Here is an 18730-nt window from a genome sequence, read left to right as displayed (position 1 = left end):
TTCAGTTGCGCAATGCGGCCAGAAAGGCGCGATGCAGGGGCGGATTGGCCGCGACGACGCCATGCGCCTTTGGATGTCGGGCATTGAAGCTCAAGGCGTTTCCGCGCCTGTCCGTGACGCGGGCGCCCGCCTCGGCGCAGATCAGCGCGCCTGCGGCGATGTCCCATTCCCAGCTGTCGCGCAGGGTAAGCATCGCGTCGAACCTGCCTTGCGCGATCAATGCCATGCGATAGGCCAGCGACGGACGCAGGTGCCGGTTGATCGCGGGCGGCGCGCCGTTCCAGTGGTGCGGCTCCAGGGCCGCTCGGGCCAGCAGCACGTCTGCGCCACCAAGCTTTTCTGCACGGCCCGCATGGATGGCCGCCCCGTTCAGGACAGCACCGCCCCCGCGCGCGGCGGCGTAAAGCTTGTCCTGCATGGGCAGGTAGACCACGCCGGCAGAGACTTCACCGTCCTCGACCACCGCGATGGAATGCGCCCAGGAAGTATCGCCCTTGATAAAGCTGCGTGTCCCGTCGATCGGGTCGATGATAAAGACCCGCCGCGCGGAAAGGCGGTCGGAGGAGTCCGCGTCTTCCTCGCTCAGCCAGCCGTAATCAGGCCGGGCGTCGCGCAGGATCTGTTTGAGCGTCTCGTTGACGGCTAGATCCGCCTCTGTCACCGGGCCTGCGCCTTCGGGTTTGTCCCAGGAACGCGCCGACGGGCCGGTAAAGGTCAGCGCGGTTTCGCCCGCTGCATGCGCGGCGCGGGTCAGAAGCGACAGGTCTTCGGCGGCCAGCACGGCGGCAGGGGCATCCACCCGGTCAGCTCCCGGCGAGGGTCAGCCCCTCGACCAGCAGCGACGGGACCACCCGCGACAGCCAGGGGCGGGCATCATTTGCCGGGCGCAGCGTGCGCAGCATCTCGCACAGATTGCCCGCAACGGTACATTCATTCACCGCGCCCGCGATTTCCCCGTTCTCTATCCAGAGGCCAGAGGCACCGCGCGAATAGTCGCCGGTATTGGGATTGATGGTGGAGCCGATCATCGACGTCACAAGCAACCCCGTTCCCATGTCGCGGATCAGGTCTTCCCGGCTTTGCGTGCCCTGCGAGAGCGCGACGTTCCACGTGGTCGGGGAGGGTGCCGATCCGGTGCCGCGGCCGGCGTTTGCAGTGCTTTGCAGCCCCAGCTTGCGGGCCGAGGCGAGATCCAGCGTCCAGCCCTGCAGGATGCCATCTTTGACAATGTCGCGCTGGCGGGTCGGAAGGCCCTCGGCGTCGAATGGGCGCGATCCGGGGGCGCGGGGGCGGTGCGGGTTCTCGATCAGGTCAATGCCGTCGGGAAGAACGGCTTCTCCCATCGCGTCGCGCAACCAACTGGAGCCGCGCGCGATGGCGCTGCCGTTGATCGCAGCCAGCAAATGGCCAATCAGCGAGGAAGAAATGCGCTCGTCAAACAGCACCGGATAGCTGCCGGTCGGGGGTTTGGTGGCGCCCAGCCGGGTCAGGGTCCGTTCAGCGGCGCTCTTGCCGATGTCTTCCGGGCTGCGCAGGTCGGACTGAAAGATGCGGCTATCCCCGTCATGGTCGCGCTCCATCTCTGTACCGCTGCCCGCGATGGCGACGCAATAGAGCGCCCTGTCCGTGCGTCGGTACCCGCCCGAAAACCCGTTGCTTGCCGCAAGGTGGATGCTCCGGTCGGAATAGCTGGCCGAGGCTGCCTGCACCTGGCTGATACCCTGAACACCCAGCGCTGCTGCTTCGGCGCGGCGGGCATCTTCCTGAAGCTCCGCCGGAGAGGGCTCTGCCGTGTCATCCGCCAGTTCCAGCGCAGCAACATCCCATGATTTCGCCAGCTGATCCGGATCGGCCAGCCCGGCATAGGGGTCTTCGGGGGCCTCGCGTGCCATCAGAACGGCGCGTTCTGCCATCTCTGCGATCGTCTGGTCGGAGGTTTCGGAGGCCGAGACATTGGCCTGCCTTTTGCCCACGAAGACACGCAGCCCGATATCCGTGCCCTCGGACCGTTCAGCTTGTTCCAGCGTGCCGCCGCGGACATCGATCGAAACCGAGGCACCCGAAAGCGCAATGGCATCGGCACTGTCTGCCCCGGCCTTTTCGGCGGCGCTCAGCAGGGCCTGCGTCAGGGTTTCCAAGTCATGCTGCATGGTGGCTCCGGCGGTTGTTTCGACTAGCAAGTATTGCCTGTCATGCGTCTGTGCAAGAGCGGCGGCCTGACGCGGGGTGCGCGGGCAAGGAGGCTGGCGCCAGACCAGCCTCCTCGGGCCATGTGGCCGGTGTCAGCGGATGCGCTGACCATTGGCCAGTATCTGGCCGCTTTCGTTGATCTCCAACGTGGATTTCAGTTGGTCCTCGCCGCTGCCGGCAACGGCGAACATGCTCAGCATCATCCGCGCACCCATTGCGTCCTGCTGTTTCATCAACCCGGCTGCGATCAACCGGTCAAGTACCGCGTTCGCCCCGTCCAGCGTCAGGTTGAGCGTTCCCGTGGGCCGCGGCATACCGTCAAAGGTTTCCAGATCGGTATTGTCGAAGGTAAAGGACCCCTCACCGGTCAGCCGCGCGCCGATTGCTTCGACCAGCAAACCGCTGAGCGTCAGCGACTGTGGTTCCGCCGGAAGGGCGTTTTCGCGGTCCATCATCGCCATCTGTTCGGCATCCATGAGTTCCACCAGCATCTTGACCTTTCCTGTCAGGTCGAAGGCCAGCGTGGCGGGATCGCGCGGCAGCGCCTTGCCGGGATCGAAGATGTTCCACAGCATGTCCGACATGGTGAACCCGGCCAGGTTGACCCCGAAGGCGACATCGCTGGGCTCGTCGCCTTTCGACGTCGGCAGGGTCAGGTTGATTGCGGTTTCAGACATCGCCGTTTCGACCGGGAAAGGCAGCTCGCCGCCTGTCATCGACATCTCGACATCGGTCGTGCGGCCGGAATAGGCCAAGGCGTCGGCATTCATCGTGACCTGCAAAGTGCCCGAGCCCGAACTGGTCCGCCCGGTCGTGACCTCTCCATCCTCGGTGACGGCAAAGCTGCCCGACCCGCCGCTGTGACCGAATGTGCCATCCACCGCGAAACCTGCCGCCAGCATGGCCGGCATGTCCTCCGGGTCCATGTCCAGGGGAATGGATGTGCTGCCCTCGAATAGCAGGCCAGCCATCGATCCCGCAAACAGGGCGGAGCCTTCGGCCTCCGGATCATTGAACGCGATATCGTAATCAACGCTTGCCGCTTTCAACACCTGCGAGATGGTACGAATATCCGCGACGGTCACCTGCGCATTGCCGGAAATATCGGTCAGCGTGATGTCGGCGCGGGCGACATCACGGCCCAGAACCTCGCCATCCACCACCAGCTCTGTCAGGCGCATGCCCAGGCTGTCGGCTGTGTAATCATAGGTCAGATCGCCCGGCGTCCCCGAGACGATCATCTCCAGCCCGTCCTGCGTATAGTCGATGGTCAGATCGAACGGTTCGCCGTCCGGCACTTCTGTCATGTTCAGCGTGATTGGCATGTCGGCGGGAAAGCTGACACGGACGCTGCCGTTGCCTGCATCTTCCAGCACCACGTCAGCGGCAGAGAAGCTCAGCACGCCCTCTCCGTCGGGGATGTCCATCGTCAGGACCATGTCCTTGACGCTCAGCGTGCTGCCGGACAGGGTTTCGGTGCCCGCCACTTCGTAACCGAAACTTGTCATGTAAGCCTCGATATCATCCCAGACCTGCTGGGGGGTGACATCCGCAAAGGCAGGGGGGGCCGCCACCACGGCCACCGACAGGGCAGCGGAATACATAAAGGCGGAATAACGAGGCATAATGGGGTTCTCCAGTTTCGAACTCCCCTATAACTTCGGGTGCGGGGCCGGAAGGGTCAAGGTCTGGCAATCCGGTAGTTCCCCGAGAATGCCACCTGTCGAAAGCCGCATATGGACCTTCCATTGCAAGCTGCGCTAGCAATGGGGCGAAATCTGCAAAACAGGGAGGGTCGCCATGCAGGGACTTGATGGAAAGGTGGTCATGATCACCGGAGCCAGCCGTGGTATCGGGGCCGCCGCCGCGCGGGTCTTTGCCGGGGCGGGCGCGCGGGTTGCACTGGTTGCCCGCAGCGAGGATGCCGTGGCCGATCTTGCCGGTGAACTGGGAGGCGATTCCCTTGCCATTCCCTGCGATGTCAGTCGCTTCTGGGAGGTGGAGGCCGCTGTGAATGCCACCGTGAAGGCCTTCGGACGGCTCGACATCCTGATCAACAATGCGGGCGTGATCGAGCCGATCTCGCATCTGGCAGAGGCCGACCCGGAGGCATGGGGGCATGTGATCGACATCAATCTCAAGGGCGTCTTTTATGGGATGCGCGCGGCGATGCCCGTCATGATGAAGGCGGGCGGGGGCACCATCCTGACGATCAGCTCCGGCGCGGCCCATGGCCCGGTAGAGGCGTGGTCACATTATTGTGCATCCAAGGCCGGGGCGGCCATGCTGACGCGATGCGCCGACAAGGAGGGCCGCGAGGCGGGCATCCGCGCGATCGGGCTTAGCCCCGGTACGGTGGCCACACAGATGCAGCGCGAAATCAAGACGAGCGGCGTGAACCCGGTCAGCAAGCTGGAATGGTCCGACCATATCCCCGCCGATTGGCCCGCCAAGGCGTTGCTTTGGATGTGCAGCCCAGAGGCGGATGACTGGCTGGGCGACGAGATTTCCCTGCGCGACGAGGACATCCGCAAGAAGATCGGGCTGGCATGATTTCCCTGGAGAAAGAGGGCGGGCTGTGGATCGCGCGCATCGACCGGCCTGAGAAGGCGAACTCTCTGACCGCGGAAATGCTGCAGGAGCTGGCCGAGATTGCCGAGGCCGCGCAAGAGGCGCGTGCCCTGATCCTGACCGGGACGGGCAAGGTGTTTTCTGCGGGGGCCGATCTTGATGCCGCGCGGGCGGGTCTTGCGACCAGCCCGTTATGGGAGAGGCTCTCAGGTGCGATCGCGGCCTTGCCCGGCCTCAGCATCGCCGCGCTGAACGGCACCATCGCGGGCGGGGCGATTGGCATGGCGCTGGCCTGTGACATCCGCATTTGCGCGCCCACGGCCAAGGTTTTCTATCCTGTCATGAAACTCGGGTTTCTGCCTCAACCATCCGATCCGCGCCGCATGTCTCAGCTGATCGGCCGGTCCCGCGCCGCGATGATCCTGATGGCGGGTCAGAAGATCGGCGCAGAGGAAGCACGCGACTGGGGGCTGATCGACCGGATCGTCGCCCCGGACGACCTGATGGCCGAAGCAAAGGCGCTGGTCACGGATTGCCTTTCCGCCGATCAAACCGTCGCGCAGGGCATCAAGACATTGCTTCGCGACGCGTAAAGCCAAATACGTCGGGTTGTGCGAGATGATCAGTGCCCCTTGTCATGGGACCGCTTCGGCCATCTCGCCGCTTGCGCAAAACCGGACGCGCGCAAGCTGAACGGCCATCCGCTTCGAAATCTGCCCGCACAAAGCGTCTTCGTGCTCATTTCCCAACAGATTTGACGCAACGACACAAAGACCGGGCGGCTGTGCGCAGTCTTCGCTTGTGGCAAGTGGGGGCGATTGGCTACAGGATGACCCGGAAATGACCGCATTGAGAGGTTGGATATGAATTGGGATCTGTCAGAGCAGCCTGAACTCGTGCAGACCGCTGCGGGCTATGCCCTGCAAGCCTGGGAGATCGCGCTCGGCTGGATCATCCGTCCGGCCTCCTGGTCGCAGCTTGCCCTGCTTGTCCTGTCCTATGTGCTGGCTGTCATGCTGGCCCGCCGCCTTTCCCCGGCCCTGAACAGGATGCTGACGCCCGCCAAGGGGCAGCAGAACATCCTGGCAAGCGCGCGGCGTTTCGCGCTGTTGTTCACGCCTCTGCTGCTGCCGCTTCTGGCCTATGTGCTGACCGCGGTGGGCGAGGCGATCACCGCTTCGGCATTCGGGGCCACCGCCGTTATCGCCTTTGGCAAGCGCGTGTTTCTGTTCCTCGCCGCCCGCATATTTGTCAGGGAAATCGTCGCCGACCCGTTTCTGAAGCTGTTGGGGCGATACGTGCTGATCCCCGTGATGGCGCTCTATGCGGTGGGGATGCTGGACACGGCCGTCGAACAATTGTCGGCGATGACTGTCCAGATGGGCACGATTTCCTTCTCTGTCATGGCGCTGGTGCGCGGCGTCATCGCCGGGGCGTTGCTGTTCTGGCTTGGCCGCTGGTCGAATGACCAGTCCTCTGCGTTCCTGCAAAAGCAGGAAGAACTGCGCCCCGCCACGCGGGAGCTTGCCACCAAGGCCGCAGAAATCGCCATCTTCGGGGCGGCCTTCCTGCTCTTGATGAATATCATGGGCATTTCGCTGACCTCGCTTGCCGTTCTTGGCGGCGCGATTGGTGTGGGGCTTGGCTTCGGTCTGCAGAAAATCGCGGCGAACTTCATCTCGGGTGTGATCCTGCTGCTTGAAGGGCAGGCGACGGTCGGTGATTTCGTGGAACTGGACGACGGGCAGGCGGGCACGATCATTAAGACAACGGCCCGCGCCATGATCCTTGAAACCTTTGACGGCCGCTGGGTTGTGGTGCCGAACGAGGATTTCATTACCACTCGGATCGTGAACTATTCCGACAGCGGCTCTGCCAACCGTTACGAAGCCCCTTTTAGCGTGTCCTACGACACCGATATCAACGCGGTGCCGGATATCGTCGAGGCGGCAGTCTCCAGCCATCCGCGTATCCTGCAAGAGCCCTATCCGCCAGATTGCGAATTGCGCGGCTTCGGCGATTCCGGCGTCGATTTCGCGGTGGAGTTCTGGGTCAACGGGTTGGATGACGGGCCGAACAAGTTCACCTCCGACGTGCTGTTCCTGATCTGGAACGCGTTGAAGGACAACGGCATCGAAATCCCCTATCCGCATCGCGTGGTGGAATTGAAGGGGGCGATGCCGCCCCAAGACGCCCAGGCAGAGGCGTGACCGACGCCCTGATCGTGGGGGGCGGCCCTGCGGGGCTGATGGCGGCAGAGGCACTGGCGGATGCGGGGCATCACGTCACCGTGGCCGATGCCAAACCGTCTTTCGGGCGCAAGTTCCTCATGGCGGGAAAGTCCGGGCTGAACCTGACCAAGGACGAACCGTTCGAGGCGTTTCTGGCCTCATATCCTGACCTGCCTGCGCAGTTGCACGAAGCGCTCCGGTCCTTTGGCCCCGCCGATGTTCAGGCCTGGGCGCGCGGGTTGGGACAAGAGCTTTTCACCGGGTCCACAGCGCGCGTTTTTCCCAAGGCGATGAAGGCCTCGCCCCTGCTGCGGGCCTGGCTGGCGCGGCTTGACGAAAAGGGCGTCACCTTCCGGCGTCGCTGGCGCTGGACCGGGTGGGATGCGGATGCGCTTACCTTTCAGACGCCCGAGGGCGGGATGACACTGGAACCGAAAGTCACCGTTCTTGCGCTGGGTGGTGCAAGCTGGGCGCGGCTGGGGTCGGACGGGACATGGGCGACCCTTCTTTCTCAGAAAGATGTGCCGGTTGCGCCGTTCCAGCCGTCAAATGCCGGTGTCAGTGTCGACTGGACGCCACATATGGTGCGGCATTTCGGTGCCCCGTTGAAGAACATCCGCCTCAGCGCCGGGGCGACACGCCTGCGGGGGGAGGCTGTGATCTCTTCGCGCGGGTTGGAAGGGGGCGGGATTTACGGCCTGTCCGCCGCCTTGCGCGAGGGTGCGGAGCTGACCATAGATCTGGCGCCGGACCGCACGGCCGAAGAGATCTCGGACCGGATCGCCCGTCCGCGCGGCAAGACGAGTTTCACAAATCATCTGCGCAAAGTGCTGAACATCGAGCCGCAGAAGCTGGCGCTGCTGATGGAATTTGCAGGCCCCCTGTCGAAATTTCCCGAAGTTCTGGCGCAGCAGATCAAGGCGCTGCCCATCGGGCATACCGGCCTGCGCCCCCTGGACGAGGCCATCTCGACCGCGGGCGGCCTGCGGTTCGACGCGCTGGATGAAAGGTTGATGCTGAAGGCTATGCCGGGAACTTTCGCGGCGGGCGAGATGCTGGATTGGGACGCACCCACCGGCGGCTATCTGCTGACCGCCTGCCTTGCGACTGGCCTTCATGCAGGGCGCGCCGCCGCGCAGTTTTCCCAATCAAGACTGTAGTGACCGGGCGATTGGCCTGACCACCTTATTGCCAAACGGATAAAGGGGGCGAGATGACCGGTCAGGCGCCCCGTGCAACCGCCCGTTTGAAGCCCGGTCTGCCACGTAGCCGCCTGAGGTAATCCACGAACGCCGCTGGCGCATCCGGGAAGTTAGCGGTTCTCGCCCAGCCCGCGCAATGCCCCAGAATGATGTCCGGCACGGTCAGCGCGTCCCCCATCAGGAATGGGCCCCGGATCTCGCCTGTCAGACGTTCGATGTTCCGGGCATATTCCAGCTTCAGACTTGGTTTGACCTCGGGCACGCGTTCATCCTTTGGCAGGATAAAACTGTGCCGCGCAGCGGTCCAGAGCGTCGCATCAATCTCGTCGAGGATACGGAAGGTCAGCGCATCTTGCCGCGCGCGTTCCAACGTGCCGGCCGGACAGGTGAGCTGGCCGTGCTTGTCGGTCAGATAGGCAAGGATCGCGGTCGAGTCCGGAATGATCGCGTCACCTTCCACCAGAACGGGGATCTTGCCCAGCGGGCTGAGCGCGGTCACTTCGGCAGAGCGCGGCATTGCGGCAAGATGCTCGTAGGGCAGGTCCAGTTCTTCGAGGCACCAAAGCACCCGAAAGGAGCGGCTTTGCACGCCGCCAACCACCTTGTACATCGCAATCCCTCCCCGGTTTCGTCGGCGTTTAGATTGTCGGGTGAGGGTCGCATTTGCAAGACCACACCGGCACGGCCTTAGCGGCGCCCAAGCATCGAAAGCCGGATCAGCACCCGTTCCACCAACGCCATGGCGGGCGCGTGTTGCCCGGCAGAGCGCAACTGCAACTCTGTATCCGTCAGCATTTCAAGGGCTTGTTCCAGCCGTGGGCCGCCCCAGTTCTGCGCCTGACGCAGAATGCGGTCTCTGCGCGGGCCAAAGACGGGCGGGCGCAGCTTGCCGATGCCGGAACCCGCGCCGCCAGGGTCCGAGGCAACCTTGTGCAGGATCCGGAAATGTCGCGTCGCGCCTATCATCAGCGTGACCGCGTTGGTCCCCTGCGATTGCAGCCGCGCCATGACGGGGCCGATCTCGCCCGTGCGGGCTTCGGCAACGATATTGAGCACATCGTCCAGCTCTGCCTCGGTAGAGCTGGGCGCGCAGGCGGCCACATCCTCGGCGGTTGCAGGCGCGCCCTGTCCCAGCATGTAAAGCGCCAGCTTCTCGACCGTCTGCCGGAAATCCCCCGGATCGAGTTGGCGCGACAGCAGGGTCAGCGCCTCCATCGCGTCGGGCGAGGGCGCAGGCAGGCCCGAGCGTTTCAGGTCTGCCTCTATTTCTGCCCGGCTGGGCGGATCGTCGTAAATCCCGACCGCATAGGCGTTGGGATGGCCTTCAAACAACTTGCGCAGCGCGGATTTCGCCGTCAGTTGCCCCGCGGTCACGATCACCTGTGCATCGCCGGGCTGCCAGTCCTGAAGTGCTGCGGCCACCACTTTGGTGATGCCGTCCGTGGCGTCTTCGAGAAAGGCGACGCGCGGGCCGGGAAAAAAGCTTTGCGCCTTGATCGCATCCTGAAGCGCTGCGGGATCCTTGCGAAGCTCTGCTGCGGGCAGGCGTGCCAGCCGCATCTCTTCCTCGCCCGCAGGGCCGATCAGCGCCGCGATCACCTGTTGACGTTTCAGCGCGACCCGCATCGCGTCCGAGCCGAAAATCAACAAGCCGGTCTTGCCCGGATCGGGCTTGGCGAAATAGCCCGCGGCCTCTCGCGCGGAGAGTTTCATGAAGGCAGGTCCGGCGCCTTGAGGATCAGCTGGTCCACCATCTGGTCGGCGAGGATGGTCATCAGCCGCGCGCGGGCGTCCCGTTCGGATGCGTGGGTCGCCGCAGTTGACCCCGTGGCGGAATAGGCCGAAAAGCTGTCCACCTTGCCCGACGCCACGACGGTTTCGTCGCCGTCCTTCAACACCCATGTTGCAGAGCCGGACATGTGATAGCGCGTCGTGCGCCCGTCAGAGGTCGTGCCCAGCCCGTTGGTGGAGGTCTTGAGCGCATAGCTTAGCCCGAAACGCCCGGATGGCGCATGGCCCAGCCGCTCTTCCAGCCTCTGGTTGAGCAGGTAGCTTCCGCGATTTCCGGGCTCTGCCACCGATACCTGCCCTTGCAGCACAGAGGCCCCACCGGTCGGCCCGTAGGCCGGGGTGAAGCCGCAGGCCCCGAGGGCCAGCGCAGAAAGCAGGAAAAGGCGGCGATCAGACGACAAGGTTGATGATCCGTCCCGGGACAACGATGACTTTCTTCGGCTGGGCACCCTCCAGCACCCGCTGCACGGCCTCATGTGCCAATGCCAGTTTCTCAACTTCGGCTTTGTCGGCATCCTTGGCAACGGTAATCTCGGCGCGGCGCTTGCCGTTGACCTGAATGGGCAGGGTTACGCTCTCTTCGATCAGCATCGCCTCGTCCGCAGCGGGCCAGGGGGCGTTGGCGATCAGACCTTCACCGCCCAGCAGTTGCCAGACTTCTTCGGCCAGATGCGGTGTCATCGGCGACATCAACTGCGCCAGTGCGAGCATCGCCTCGCGCTTTGCCGCAGACCCTGCCTTGGATTTCGACAGCGCGTTCGTGAAGGCATAAAGCCGCGCGATAGAGGCGTTGAAGCCAAAGCTTTCCACACCCATCGTCACGTCATGGATGGCCTTGTGCATCTCGCGCAGCAAAGGCTCATCCGCGTCCTGCGGGCCGGTCTGATCTTCGGCGATCTCGGCGGCGATGCGGTAGACGCGGGCAAGGTGCTTGCTGGCTGCCTCGGCGCCGCTTGCGGTCCATTCGACGTCCCGCTCGGGCGGGCTGTCGGACAGAACGAACCAGCGCGCCGTATCCGCACCGTATTGCTCGACGATCTGCACCGGATCGACAACGTTGTTCTTGGATTTTGACATCTTGGCCGAGGGGATGATCTCGACCTCGGCGCCATCCTTGAGGAAGCCTTTGCCGTCGCGCAGATCCACATCCTCGGGGTAGTGATAGACCGGGCGGCCCTTGGCGTCGCGCGTCTGGTAGATCGCGTGGGTGACCATGCCTTGGGTGAAGAGCGCATTGAACGGCTCCGCGCATTTCTCGGGCAGATGGCCGGTCTGGATCATCGCGCGGGCGAAAAAGCGCGAATAAAGCAGGTGCAGGATCGCGTGTTCGATGCCGCCGATATACTGGTCGACATTCATCCAGTATTCAGCTTCGGCCATATCCGTGGGCGTGTCGGCATGCGGCGCGGTAAACCGGGCGAAATACCACGAACTGTCCACGAACGTGTCCATCGTATCGGTCTCGCGCAGCGCGGCCCCGCCACATTTCGGGCAGGTGCAGTTGCGCCAACTCGGATGCCGGTCCAGCGGATTTCCGGGCACGTCAAAGGTGACGTCGTCGGGCAATTCGACGGGCAGGTTTTCCTTGGCCTCGGGTACGACGCCGCATGCCTCGCAATGCACCACGGGGATCGGGCACCCCCAATAGCGCTGGCGGGAAAGCCCCCAGTCGCGCAGGCGGAACTTGGTGACGCCCTGGCCCACACCATTTGCTTCGCAGAAATCAACCGCGGCATCCACGGCCTCATCGCCGGTCTGCACCTCTTTGCCTGCGATCAGGCGGGTATAGCGGACCTGTTCGGTCTTGGCGGGCACGTAAGGGGCGGCCTGTATGTCATGCTTACCGTCAAGCGGCAGGAACGTGTCGACGATCGGCAGGCCATATTTGGCGCAGAAATCATGGTCGCGCTGGTCGTGTCCGGGGCAGCCAAAGATCGCACCGGTGCCGTAGTCCATCAGGATGAAGTTGGCGATATAGACCGGCAGTTCCCAATCATTGTCAAACGGGTGCATGACCTTGAGGCCGGTGTCATAGCCCTTTTTCTCGGCCGTCTCCAACGCCTCGGCGGTGGTGCCGCCCATTCGGCATTCCGCGCAGAAGGCGGCGACCTCGGGGTTGTCACGCTCCAGCTGTTTGGCGAGCGGGTGGTCGGGCGAGATGCCCACGAAAGACGCGCCCATCAGCGTGTCAGGCCGCGTGGTGTAAACCTCGACCCGGTCCATGCCATGCGGGCCGTCAATCAGGCTGAAACTGAACTGAAGACCGCGCGATTTGCCGATCCAGTTGGCCTGCATCAGCTTGACCTTGGCGGGCCAGTCATCCAGCCCGTCCAGCGCCGCAAGCAGCTCTTCCGACATGTCGGAAATCTTGAAGAACCACTGGGTCAGCTCGCGGCGTTCAACATCCGCGCCCGATCGCCAGCCCTTGCCGTCAATCACCTGCTCGTTCGCCAGAACGGTCATGTCGATCGGGTCCCAGTTGACCACCGCGTTCTTGCGATAGACCAGACCCGTCTCCAGCATATCAATGAACAGCGCCTGTTGCTGCCCGTAATATTCCGGATCGCACGTGGCCAGTTCGCGGGACCAATCCAGCGACCAGCCCATCGGCTTCATCTGTTCCTTCATCGCCGCCATATTGGAGTAGGTCCAATCCTTGGGATGACTGCCGCGATCCATCGCCGCGTTCTCTGCCGCAAGGCCAAAGGCGTCAAAGCCCATCGGGTGCAGAACGTTATGCCCCGTGGAAATCTTGTAGCGCGCGATCACATCGCCCATCGTGTAGTTGCGCACGTGGCCGATATGGATGCGTCCCGACGGGTAGGGGAACATTTCGAGCACGTAATATTTCGGCTTGTCGCCCTCCCGCGTGGCGGTGAAGGTTCCGGCCTCTTCCCAGGCCTGTTGCCACTTTGGCTCGATCTCGGCGGGGGTGTAGCGGGACATGTGGGCTTTCCTTTGCGCAGGCGGGCGTCTTTGCGGTCGCTCGGGTGATAGGGCCAAGGGCGGTCCGGGTAAAGTGCCTCTGCGCATTTCGGCGACGTTCGGTGGGTTGCGTTTGCCTCCTGCCCTTGGCCGGATATAACGGGGAGGCATTGCCTCGAAGGGTTTGGACGCCATGAAGATATTGCTGATCCACCAGAATTTCCCCGGTCAGTACAAACACATCGCGCCGGTTCTGGTGCAGCTTGGCCATCAGGTTGTGGCACTGACGCCCAAGGTGGACAAACCAACGAAATGGCAGGGGGTGCAGATCATCCCCTACAAGATCAACGGGCGGTCCTCCCGGGATATTCACCCTTGGTTGGCCGATTTCGAGACGAAGCTTTTGCGCGGTCACAGCTGCTATAACGCCGCCAAGGCGCTGAAGGCGCAGGGATTCGAGCCTGATATGATCCTTGCCCATCACGGCTGGGGCGAGAGCCTGTTTCTCAAGGATGTCTGGCCCGGCGCGCGGCTGGGTCTGTATTGCGAGCTGTATCACCTGTCCGGGCATCCGTTTCTGGGGTTCGATCCGGAGTTCCCGACACCCGCCGCCGATCAGGACGCGCTGCGCATCCGGCTGAAGAACCTCAACAACCGGATGCATTCGGAGGTGATCGACCTTGGCATCAGCCCGACGCATTTTCAGGCCGATACATTCCCCGAGCATTACCGCAAGCGCATCACGGTGGTGCATGACGGGGTGAATACCGATGAAGTCAAACCCGACCCGGCGGCAAGGCTGGAGGTGACCGGGGGCCGGGTTCTGACCCGCGACGACGAGGTCATCACCTTCATCAACCGCAATCTGGAGCCTTATCGCGGCTATCACATCTTCATGCGCGCCCTGCCGGATATCCTGAGGCGCCGACCCGAGGCACAGGTGGTGATGCTGGGCGGCGATGATGTCAGCTATGGCGCCCGCCCGCCCAAGGGCAAGACCTGGAAACAGATCTATATCGACGAGGTGCGCGGGCAGATCTCTGATGAGGACTGGGCGCGGGTGCATTTCATGGGGCGCGTGCCCTATGCGAAGTTCCTGTCGATGATGCAGGTCAGCCGGGCGCATGTTTACCTGACATACCCCTTCGTCCTGTCATGGTCCTTGCTGGAATCGATGGCCTGCGAAAGCGCGATCCTGGCCAGTGATACGGCCCCCGTGACGGAGGTTCTGACCGAAGGGGAAACCGGCTGGCTGGTTGATTTCTTCGACAAGGATGCTTTGACGGATCGGCTCTGCGCGCTGCTGGACGACCCGGATACGCGCGCGCGCATGGGCAAGGCGGCGCGCGACTTCGTGGTCAGGAACTACGATCTACGCTCTGTCTGCCTGCCCAAGCAGTTGGAATGGGTCAAGGCCTTGGCCGAAACGGAGCCCCGCAGACCGGTGGACTAAACCCGTGGCGCGCAAAAGCGCCCTGGGGTGTGTCAGCCTCTCTTTTGTTCGTGCTCAAAACGCAGGCGGGCGATTTCTTCGTTATGCTCTGCCTTGCGATGTTCGGTCAGGGCGTCCTCGACATAATCCAGATGGGCCTCGATCGAGCGGCGGGCCTCTGCCGGATTGCGGGCCTGTAGCGCGGCATTGATCTGCCGGTGCTGGTCAAGAAGCGTCTCTCGCGTCGTGCGGCGCTGAAACATGATCTGGCGGTTGTAGAACACACCTTCGCGTAGCAGCTGGTACATGGAACGCATCATGTGCAGCATAATGACGTTGTGGCTGGCCTCGATGATCGCAAGGTGGAAATCCGCGTCCAGCCGCGCCTCGTCATCGGGATTCCGCTTTGCATGGGCGGCCTGCATCTTGTCGAACACCGACTGGATCACCTTGAGATCGGTTTCCGATGCCAGCCGCGCCGCACGTTCGGCGGCCAGCCCTTCCATATCGCGCCGGAAAGAGAGGTAATCGAACACGGCCTCGTCATGGGAGGCAAAAAGCCGGACGAGCGCGTCGGAAAAGGCCGACCCAAGCACATCGGCGACGTATATGCCCGCACCGGCGCGGCTGGCCAGCAGCCCGCGTTCCTGAAGGTCGGCTATTGCCTCGCGCAGGGAGGGGCGCGAAACGCCAAGCCGTTCGGAAAGCTCGCGTTCTGCGGGCAGCCTTTCGCCGGGGCGCAGGATGCCCCGCAGGATCAGCTTTTCAATCTGGCGCGCGACCGATGCAGAGAGCTTTTCCGGCTGGACTTTGGTGAAGGGCATGTGAGGACCAGTATGGGCAATTGGTGAAACGATAGGACCGGCACCGCCCGTGCGCAAGGAATTCGCACTACGCGCGCCCGTACTCCTTCACCGCGTTCCAAGACTGGCAGAAGGGAATGTGGCCCGTCAAACGCTGCGCTGGCAGGCGTCGACATTGCCGATCCTGCATCGCGGAAAGGCGCGCAAATCTTCGCGTCCAAGCAATCGACGGCGGAAAGGACCGGCGGTCTGGCGGGTTTAGCTGACCAGCGCGCGGATGTTCTTTTGGTGACGCGAGGCCAGTTCTCGGGCGTCGCGGCCATGCACGATGGGGCGAACCGCCTTCGGCCGGTCCGCGCCGTCCCGCAGTTCCGGGAACAGCGCGTAAATTTCATCGCGCGCGGCCTGACCCACGGACTTCAGCGCCTGCGGCCCGGTAAAGAAGCTTTCGGATTCCGCCCCGTTTGCAAAGACGATTTCGTGATGGTCGAACAGCATGTGGAAATACACGACCTCCTCCACATCATCCGCAACGCAGATGCCCGCGACCGGTGTAAGGTGCTTGGCTGCGGCAAGAATTTCAGAGGTGCCAAAGCATCGTTGCGCGATACGCGACCGAATGAGCATGCGGTGCTGCGGCGAAACAAGCAGGTCCGTCTTGGGCAGGCCCGGTGCCAGTGCATCCGCCATGATCCGAATGGGGCGCAGCTTTGGAACGGCGGCAAGATTGGCCGCATCCAGATGCCGCGAACCGATCCACCGGATAGGCTGCAAGCCATTGTCACGGGTGCGGACAAGGTCGCCGACGCGAAGCTCTTCTATCGCTTTGGCGCCGTTCGGCGTGTCGATCATCGTGCCGGCCGCAAAACACACCGTCTCTTCGTAGGTGGAGTAGGTATTATCGATTTGCCGATATGACGACCGTTCAGCGTCAAACGTATAGGCGACTCCCGGAACCAGAGGAATCGTGGAGATGATCCCGTCAACAGGTCCTTGTTCCCTGCCGTCCCCGCCAAAATGCAGCGAGGTAACCTTGTGACCCGTCCCTGTGTTGGTCAGATCGTATGCGGCATGGTAGGACGTACCGGCAAGGTATGTCGTGCCCCCGATCGTCGTGTCATTGGTGAAGGTCTGAGGGCCGACTGTCGTAATCTCATCTACACTGTTGTCAGTATCGTCCACTTCAACCGTGACTGGCGTCGCACCTGCCCTTAGCGTCAGGGTGAAGGTAGGCGTGCCTGAAGCATCCCCCCGAAATTCGTCAGGAGGCGTTACAACAAAGTCGGATGCAGCGTAGATCTTGATAAAAGGCAAAGAAACACTCCAGGTGTCGGGTAGATTACAGACTCGTACGTTGGTCTTTTGCCACAAATCTGCTGCAAAGGAAATCCGCGAAATTAAGACAGTGTTAACGGCGCTGGCAAAATTACCTCAGTGGTTTCAAAGAGTTCACAAGCGAAATCCTGCTGACGAAGGGTTTCGGGCACATCATACGCAGCGTCATACCGTAAGGATATTGAGCGACCACGCCCGGCTGCGGCTTTGAAACCAGCCTGTCGGCGCTGCGATGCGCTGGCCGCAACAGGTGGAGCACGAGGCCGAACTCAATAGCTGTACTGTGCGTAAATGCGGGTCAGATCGCCGTTCCAGTCGCCTTTGTAATGCTCAAGCAATTCGTCGGCGGGGACTTTGCCACTCTCGATGCTTTCATGCAGGGCGTTGAGGAAATGCGTCTCGTCCGGAACAAGGCCGCCTGCGCCGGGCCGCGCGCGTGCCTTCAGCCCGGCCTGTGCAATATCAACGGTCTGGCGGGCAAGATCGTGCATGTTGATGCGCCCGACCTGTGCCTGAAGCGCGTCTTGCGAGGCAGCGACGCGCAGGGCTTCGCGCGTTTCGGCATCCCAGTCCTTCACCAGGTCCCACGCGGCATCAAGCGCCGTCTGATCGTAAAGCAGCCCGACCCAAAAGGCGGGCAGGGCGCACAGCCTGCGCCACGGGCCGCCATCGGCGCCGCGCATTTCAAGGAATTTCTTGACCCGCGCCTCGGGAAAGATCGTGGTCAGGTGGTCTGCCCAGTCCGACAGGGTCGGAATTTCGCCGGGCAGCGCGGGCAGCTCGCCCTTCAGGAAGTCGCGGAACGACTGGCCGAGCGCATCGATATATTTGCCATCGCGGTAGACAAAATACATCGGCACATCGAGAGCGTATTCCACCCAGGCCTCGAACCCGAACCCGTCTTCGAAGACGAAGGGCAGCGTGCCGGTGCGCGCGGGGTCAAGGTCGCGCCAGATCCGGCTGCGCCAGCTTTTGTGACCGTTTGGTCGGCCCTCGAAGAACGGAGAGTTGGCAAAGAGCGCGGTTGCCACGGGCTGCAGGGCAATGGCCACGCGCATCTTCTTGACCATGTCCGCCTCGGACGCAAAATCGAGGTTCACCTGCACGGTGCAGGTCCGGTACATCATCGATTTGCCCATGGTGCCGACGCGGTCCATGTATTCGTTCATCAACCGGTAACGGCCCTTGGGCATCATCGGCATCTCGTCATGCGTCCAGATCGGTGCGGCCCCCAGCCCGATGAAACCGACGCCGACGGCATCGGCGATGTCTTTCACATCGCGCAGATGGGCGTTCACCTCGTCGCATGTCTCGTGGATCGTCTCTAGCGGGGCGCCGGACAGTTCCAGCTGCCCGCCCGGTTCCAGACTGACATTCGCGCCGTCTTTTTCCAGCCCGATCAGCTTGCCCGCTTCTTCGACCGGGGCCCAGCCGTGACGGTCGCGCAGACCTTCCAGCATGGCGAGGATGGAGCGTTCGCCCTCATAGGGCAGCGGCTTCAGCGTTTCCTTGCAATAGCCGAATTTCTCGTGCTCGGTGCCAATGCGCCAGTCCTCTTTCGGTTTGCACCCGGAGGAAAGGTATTCGGCCAGCTGATCCTTGTGTTCAACCGGGCCGCCGCCGGACTGGGGAATGGACATGGGGCAAAGCTCCGAATTGATAGGTGGGATCGCGTCAGATCTCAGGGATGGGCGGAAACTGCGAGGGTGTCAATGCAGCCGAACGGGTGGGCGGGGCATGTCTGCGCGGTGCCAGATCACGATACGGTCAGTGCCACCTGCCTGCATTTGTCGCAACATGTGTTCCGTGCGGATGCCGGGAAGGGCCGCGAACGCATCAAACAGCGCATCCGCTCCGCTGGCGCCCAACGGGATATGCAGGTCAGGCTCTCCGCGACGCGTCAGCACCCAATGCGGCGGTCTTGATCCGGGATCGATCGCCAGCGCGCTCAGATCGGACAGATCCGCGATACCGCCGGAAAGCGGCCCGAAATACGAAATGCGCCCCTCGTCGATCTGCACAACGCCCGGCGCCTCGCCTCCGGTCCGAAAGCGGCCGCGCTGTAGCCCCATGACGACAAGCGCGATACCGATCAGCAGCACCGGATAGCCCATCCAGTTGAGAATGCCCCACAGATTGACCACCCAATGCAGGCCAAGCGCCGCCACGGCGAGGCCGATGATGGCTTCGCGCCAGCGCCACAGCGCGGCCTTGGCTTCGCTGCGCAGCAGGCTCATCTGATGTCCCCGA

General features: G+C 62.9%; 16 protein-coding genes. 5 read left to right on the top strand and 11 right to left on the bottom strand.

The annotated features are described in order from the left end of the window. Position 1: 1 nt before the first annotated feature. From EDD52_RS14305 to EDD52_RS14295, 3 genes are all read right to left on the bottom strand, one after another. On the bottom strand, positions 2-778 hold the full coding sequence (locus tag EDD52_RS14305) for an inositol monophosphatase family protein (protein ID WP_132246232.1): 777 nt from the start codon (positions 776-778) through the stop codon (positions 2-4). Between the two features lie 25 nt (positions 779-803). Further along, the gene (locus EDD52_RS14300; RefSeq protein ID WP_132246124.1) at positions 804-2150 is read right to left on the bottom strand and encodes a TldD/PmbA family protein; all 1347 of its coding nucleotides are present in this window, start codon (positions 2148-2150) and stop codon (positions 804-806) included. Positions 2151-2282: 132 nt separating this feature from the next. After that, positions 2283-3815: a DUF2125 domain-containing protein gene (locus tag EDD52_RS14295; RefSeq protein ID WP_132246122.1), complete on the bottom strand. Its 1533-nt coding sequence runs from the start codon at positions 3813-3815 to the stop codon at positions 2283-2285. A gap of 175 nt (positions 3816-3990) precedes the next feature. Between EDD52_RS14295 and EDD52_RS14290 the strand changes: the two genes are divergently transcribed. From EDD52_RS14290 to EDD52_RS14275, 4 genes are all read left to right on the top strand, one after another. Next, a complete protein-coding gene (locus EDD52_RS14290; protein ID WP_132246120.1) occupies positions 3991-4743 on the top strand; it encodes an SDR family oxidoreductase in 753 nt (250 codons plus the stop codon). Continuing rightward, positions 4740-5354, top strand: coding sequence for an enoyl-CoA hydratase/isomerase family protein (locus EDD52_RS14285; RefSeq protein ID WP_132246118.1), 615 nt, complete (start codon positions 4740-4742; stop codon positions 5352-5354). The genes EDD52_RS14290 and EDD52_RS14285 overlap by 4 nt, the downstream gene beginning before the upstream one ends. Before the next feature lie 270 nt (positions 5355-5624). Next, on the top strand, positions 5625-6971 hold the full coding sequence (locus EDD52_RS14280) for a mechanosensitive ion channel family protein (protein ID WP_132246116.1): 1347 nt from the start codon (positions 5625-5627) through the stop codon (positions 6969-6971). Continuing rightward, positions 6968-8152 (top strand): FAD-dependent monooxygenase, encoded by a 1185-nt coding sequence (locus EDD52_RS14275; protein WP_132246114.1) that lies wholly within the window; start codon positions 6968-6970, stop codon positions 8150-8152. Before EDD52_RS14280 ends, EDD52_RS14275 begins: the two co-directional genes overlap by 4 nt. 61 nt (positions 8153-8213) lie before the next feature. Here the strand turns inward: EDD52_RS14275 and EDD52_RS14270 are convergent, their stop codons facing one another. From EDD52_RS14270 to leuS, 4 genes are all read right to left on the bottom strand, one after another. After that, entirely contained in the window at positions 8214-8804 is a 591-nt protein-coding gene (locus EDD52_RS14270) for a glutathione S-transferase family protein (RefSeq protein WP_132246112.1), read from the bottom strand. Positions 8805-8881: 77 nt separating this feature from the next. Beyond that, positions 8882-9907, bottom strand: a complete 1026-nt coding sequence (holA, locus tag EDD52_RS14265; protein WP_132246110.1) for a DNA polymerase III subunit delta — start codon at positions 9905-9907, stop codon at positions 8882-8884. After that, the gene (gene lptE / locus EDD52_RS14260) at positions 9904-10386 is read right to left on the bottom strand and encodes an LPS assembly lipoprotein LptE (protein ID WP_243651950.1); all 483 of its coding nucleotides are present in this window, start codon (positions 10384-10386) and stop codon (positions 9904-9906) included. Before lptE ends, holA begins: the two co-directional genes overlap by 4 nt. Then, on the bottom strand, positions 10376-12931 hold the full coding sequence (gene leuS / locus EDD52_RS14255; RefSeq protein ID WP_132246106.1) for a leucine--tRNA ligase: 2556 nt from the start codon (positions 12929-12931) through the stop codon (positions 10376-10378). The genes lptE and leuS overlap by 11 nt, the downstream gene beginning before the upstream one ends. Positions 12932-13103: 172 nt before the next feature. Between leuS and EDD52_RS14250 the strand changes: the two genes are divergently transcribed. Further along, positions 13104-14363: a glycosyltransferase family 4 protein gene (locus EDD52_RS14250; protein WP_132246104.1), complete on the top strand. Its 1260-nt coding sequence runs from the start codon at positions 13104-13106 to the stop codon at positions 14361-14363. Between the two features lie 32 nt (positions 14364-14395). On the opposite strand, the gene EDD52_RS14245 is transcribed toward EDD52_RS14250, so the two are convergent. The 4 genes from EDD52_RS14245 to EDD52_RS14230 all read right to left on the bottom strand — a co-directional run bounded on the left by EDD52_RS14245 (position 14396) and on the right by EDD52_RS14230 (position 18717). Then, complete coding sequence (locus EDD52_RS14245) at positions 14396-15166, bottom strand: FCD domain-containing protein (RefSeq protein ID WP_132246102.1); 771 nt, start codon at positions 15164-15166, stop codon at positions 14396-14398. Positions 15167-15403: 237 nt separating this feature from the next. Further along, on the bottom strand, positions 15404-16459 hold the full coding sequence (locus EDD52_RS14240; RefSeq protein ID WP_132246100.1) for a Hint domain-containing protein: 1056 nt from the start codon (positions 16457-16459) through the stop codon (positions 15404-15406). Between the two features lie 290 nt (positions 16460-16749). Beyond that, positions 16750-18120 carry a glutamate--cysteine ligase gene (locus tag EDD52_RS14235; RefSeq protein ID WP_132246098.1) on the bottom strand — a complete coding sequence of 457 codons (1371 nt, stop codon included), beginning with the start codon at positions 18118-18120 and terminating at the stop codon, positions 16750-16752. 69 nt (positions 18121-18189) lie between these two features. Further along, entirely contained in the window at positions 18190-18717 is a 528-nt protein-coding gene (locus EDD52_RS14230) for a hypothetical protein (RefSeq protein WP_165907551.1), read from the bottom strand. Between the last annotated feature and the right edge of the window lie 13 nt (positions 18718-18730).

Source organism: Primorskyibacter sedentarius (genome assembly GCF_004342065.1).
In the GTDB taxonomy this organism is placed as follows: Bacteria; Pseudomonadota; Alphaproteobacteria; order Rhodobacterales; family Rhodobacteraceae; genus Primorskyibacter; species Primorskyibacter sedentarius.
Note: the sequence above shows the minus strand (reverse complement) of the source record. Positions and strands in the feature narration are given on the sequence as shown.

Bases quoted from the DNA above. Each gene is read 5' to 3' on its own strand.
- EDD52_RS14230 (WP_165907551.1), bottom strand. From the start codon at position 18,717: ATGAGCCTGCTGCGCAGCGAAGCCAAGGCCGCGCTGTGGCGCTGGCGC.
- EDD52_RS14250 (WP_132246104.1), top strand. From the start codon at position 13,104: ATGAAGATATTGCTGATCCACCAGAATTTCCCCGGTCAGTACAAACAC.
- EDD52_RS14295 (WP_132246122.1), bottom strand. From the start codon at position 3,815: ATGCCTCGTTATTCCGCCTTTATGTATTCCGCTGCCCTGTCGGTGGCC.
- EDD52_RS14235 (WP_132246098.1), bottom strand. From the start codon at position 18,120: ATGTCCATTCCCCAGTCCGGCGGCGGCCCGGTTGAACACAAGGATCAG.
- EDD52_RS14270 (WP_132246112.1), bottom strand. From the start codon at position 8,804: ATGTACAAGGTGGTTGGCGGCGTGCAAAGCCGCTCCTTTCGGGTGCTT.
- EDD52_RS14280 (WP_132246116.1), top strand. From the start codon at position 5,625: ATGAATTGGGATCTGTCAGAGCAGCCTGAACTCGTGCAGACCGCTGCG.
- leuS (WP_132246106.1), bottom strand. From the start codon at position 12,931: ATGTCCCGCTACACCCCCGCCGAGATCGAGCCAAAGTGGCAACAGGCC.
- EDD52_RS14300 (WP_132246124.1), bottom strand. From the start codon at position 2,150: ATGCAGCATGACTTGGAAACCCTGACGCAGGCCCTGCTGAGCGCCGCC.
- EDD52_RS14290 (WP_132246120.1), top strand. From the start codon at position 3,991: ATGCAGGGACTTGATGGAAAGGTGGTCATGATCACCGGAGCCAGCCGT.
- EDD52_RS14285 (WP_132246118.1), top strand. From the start codon at position 4,740: ATGATTTCCCTGGAGAAAGAGGGCGGGCTGTGGATCGCGCGCATCGAC.
- EDD52_RS14245 (WP_132246102.1), bottom strand. From the start codon at position 15,166: ATGCCCTTCACCAAAGTCCAGCCGGAAAAGCTCTCTGCATCGGTCGCG.
- holA (WP_132246110.1), bottom strand. From the start codon at position 9,907: ATGAAACTCTCCGCGCGAGAGGCCGCGGGCTATTTCGCCAAGCCCGAT.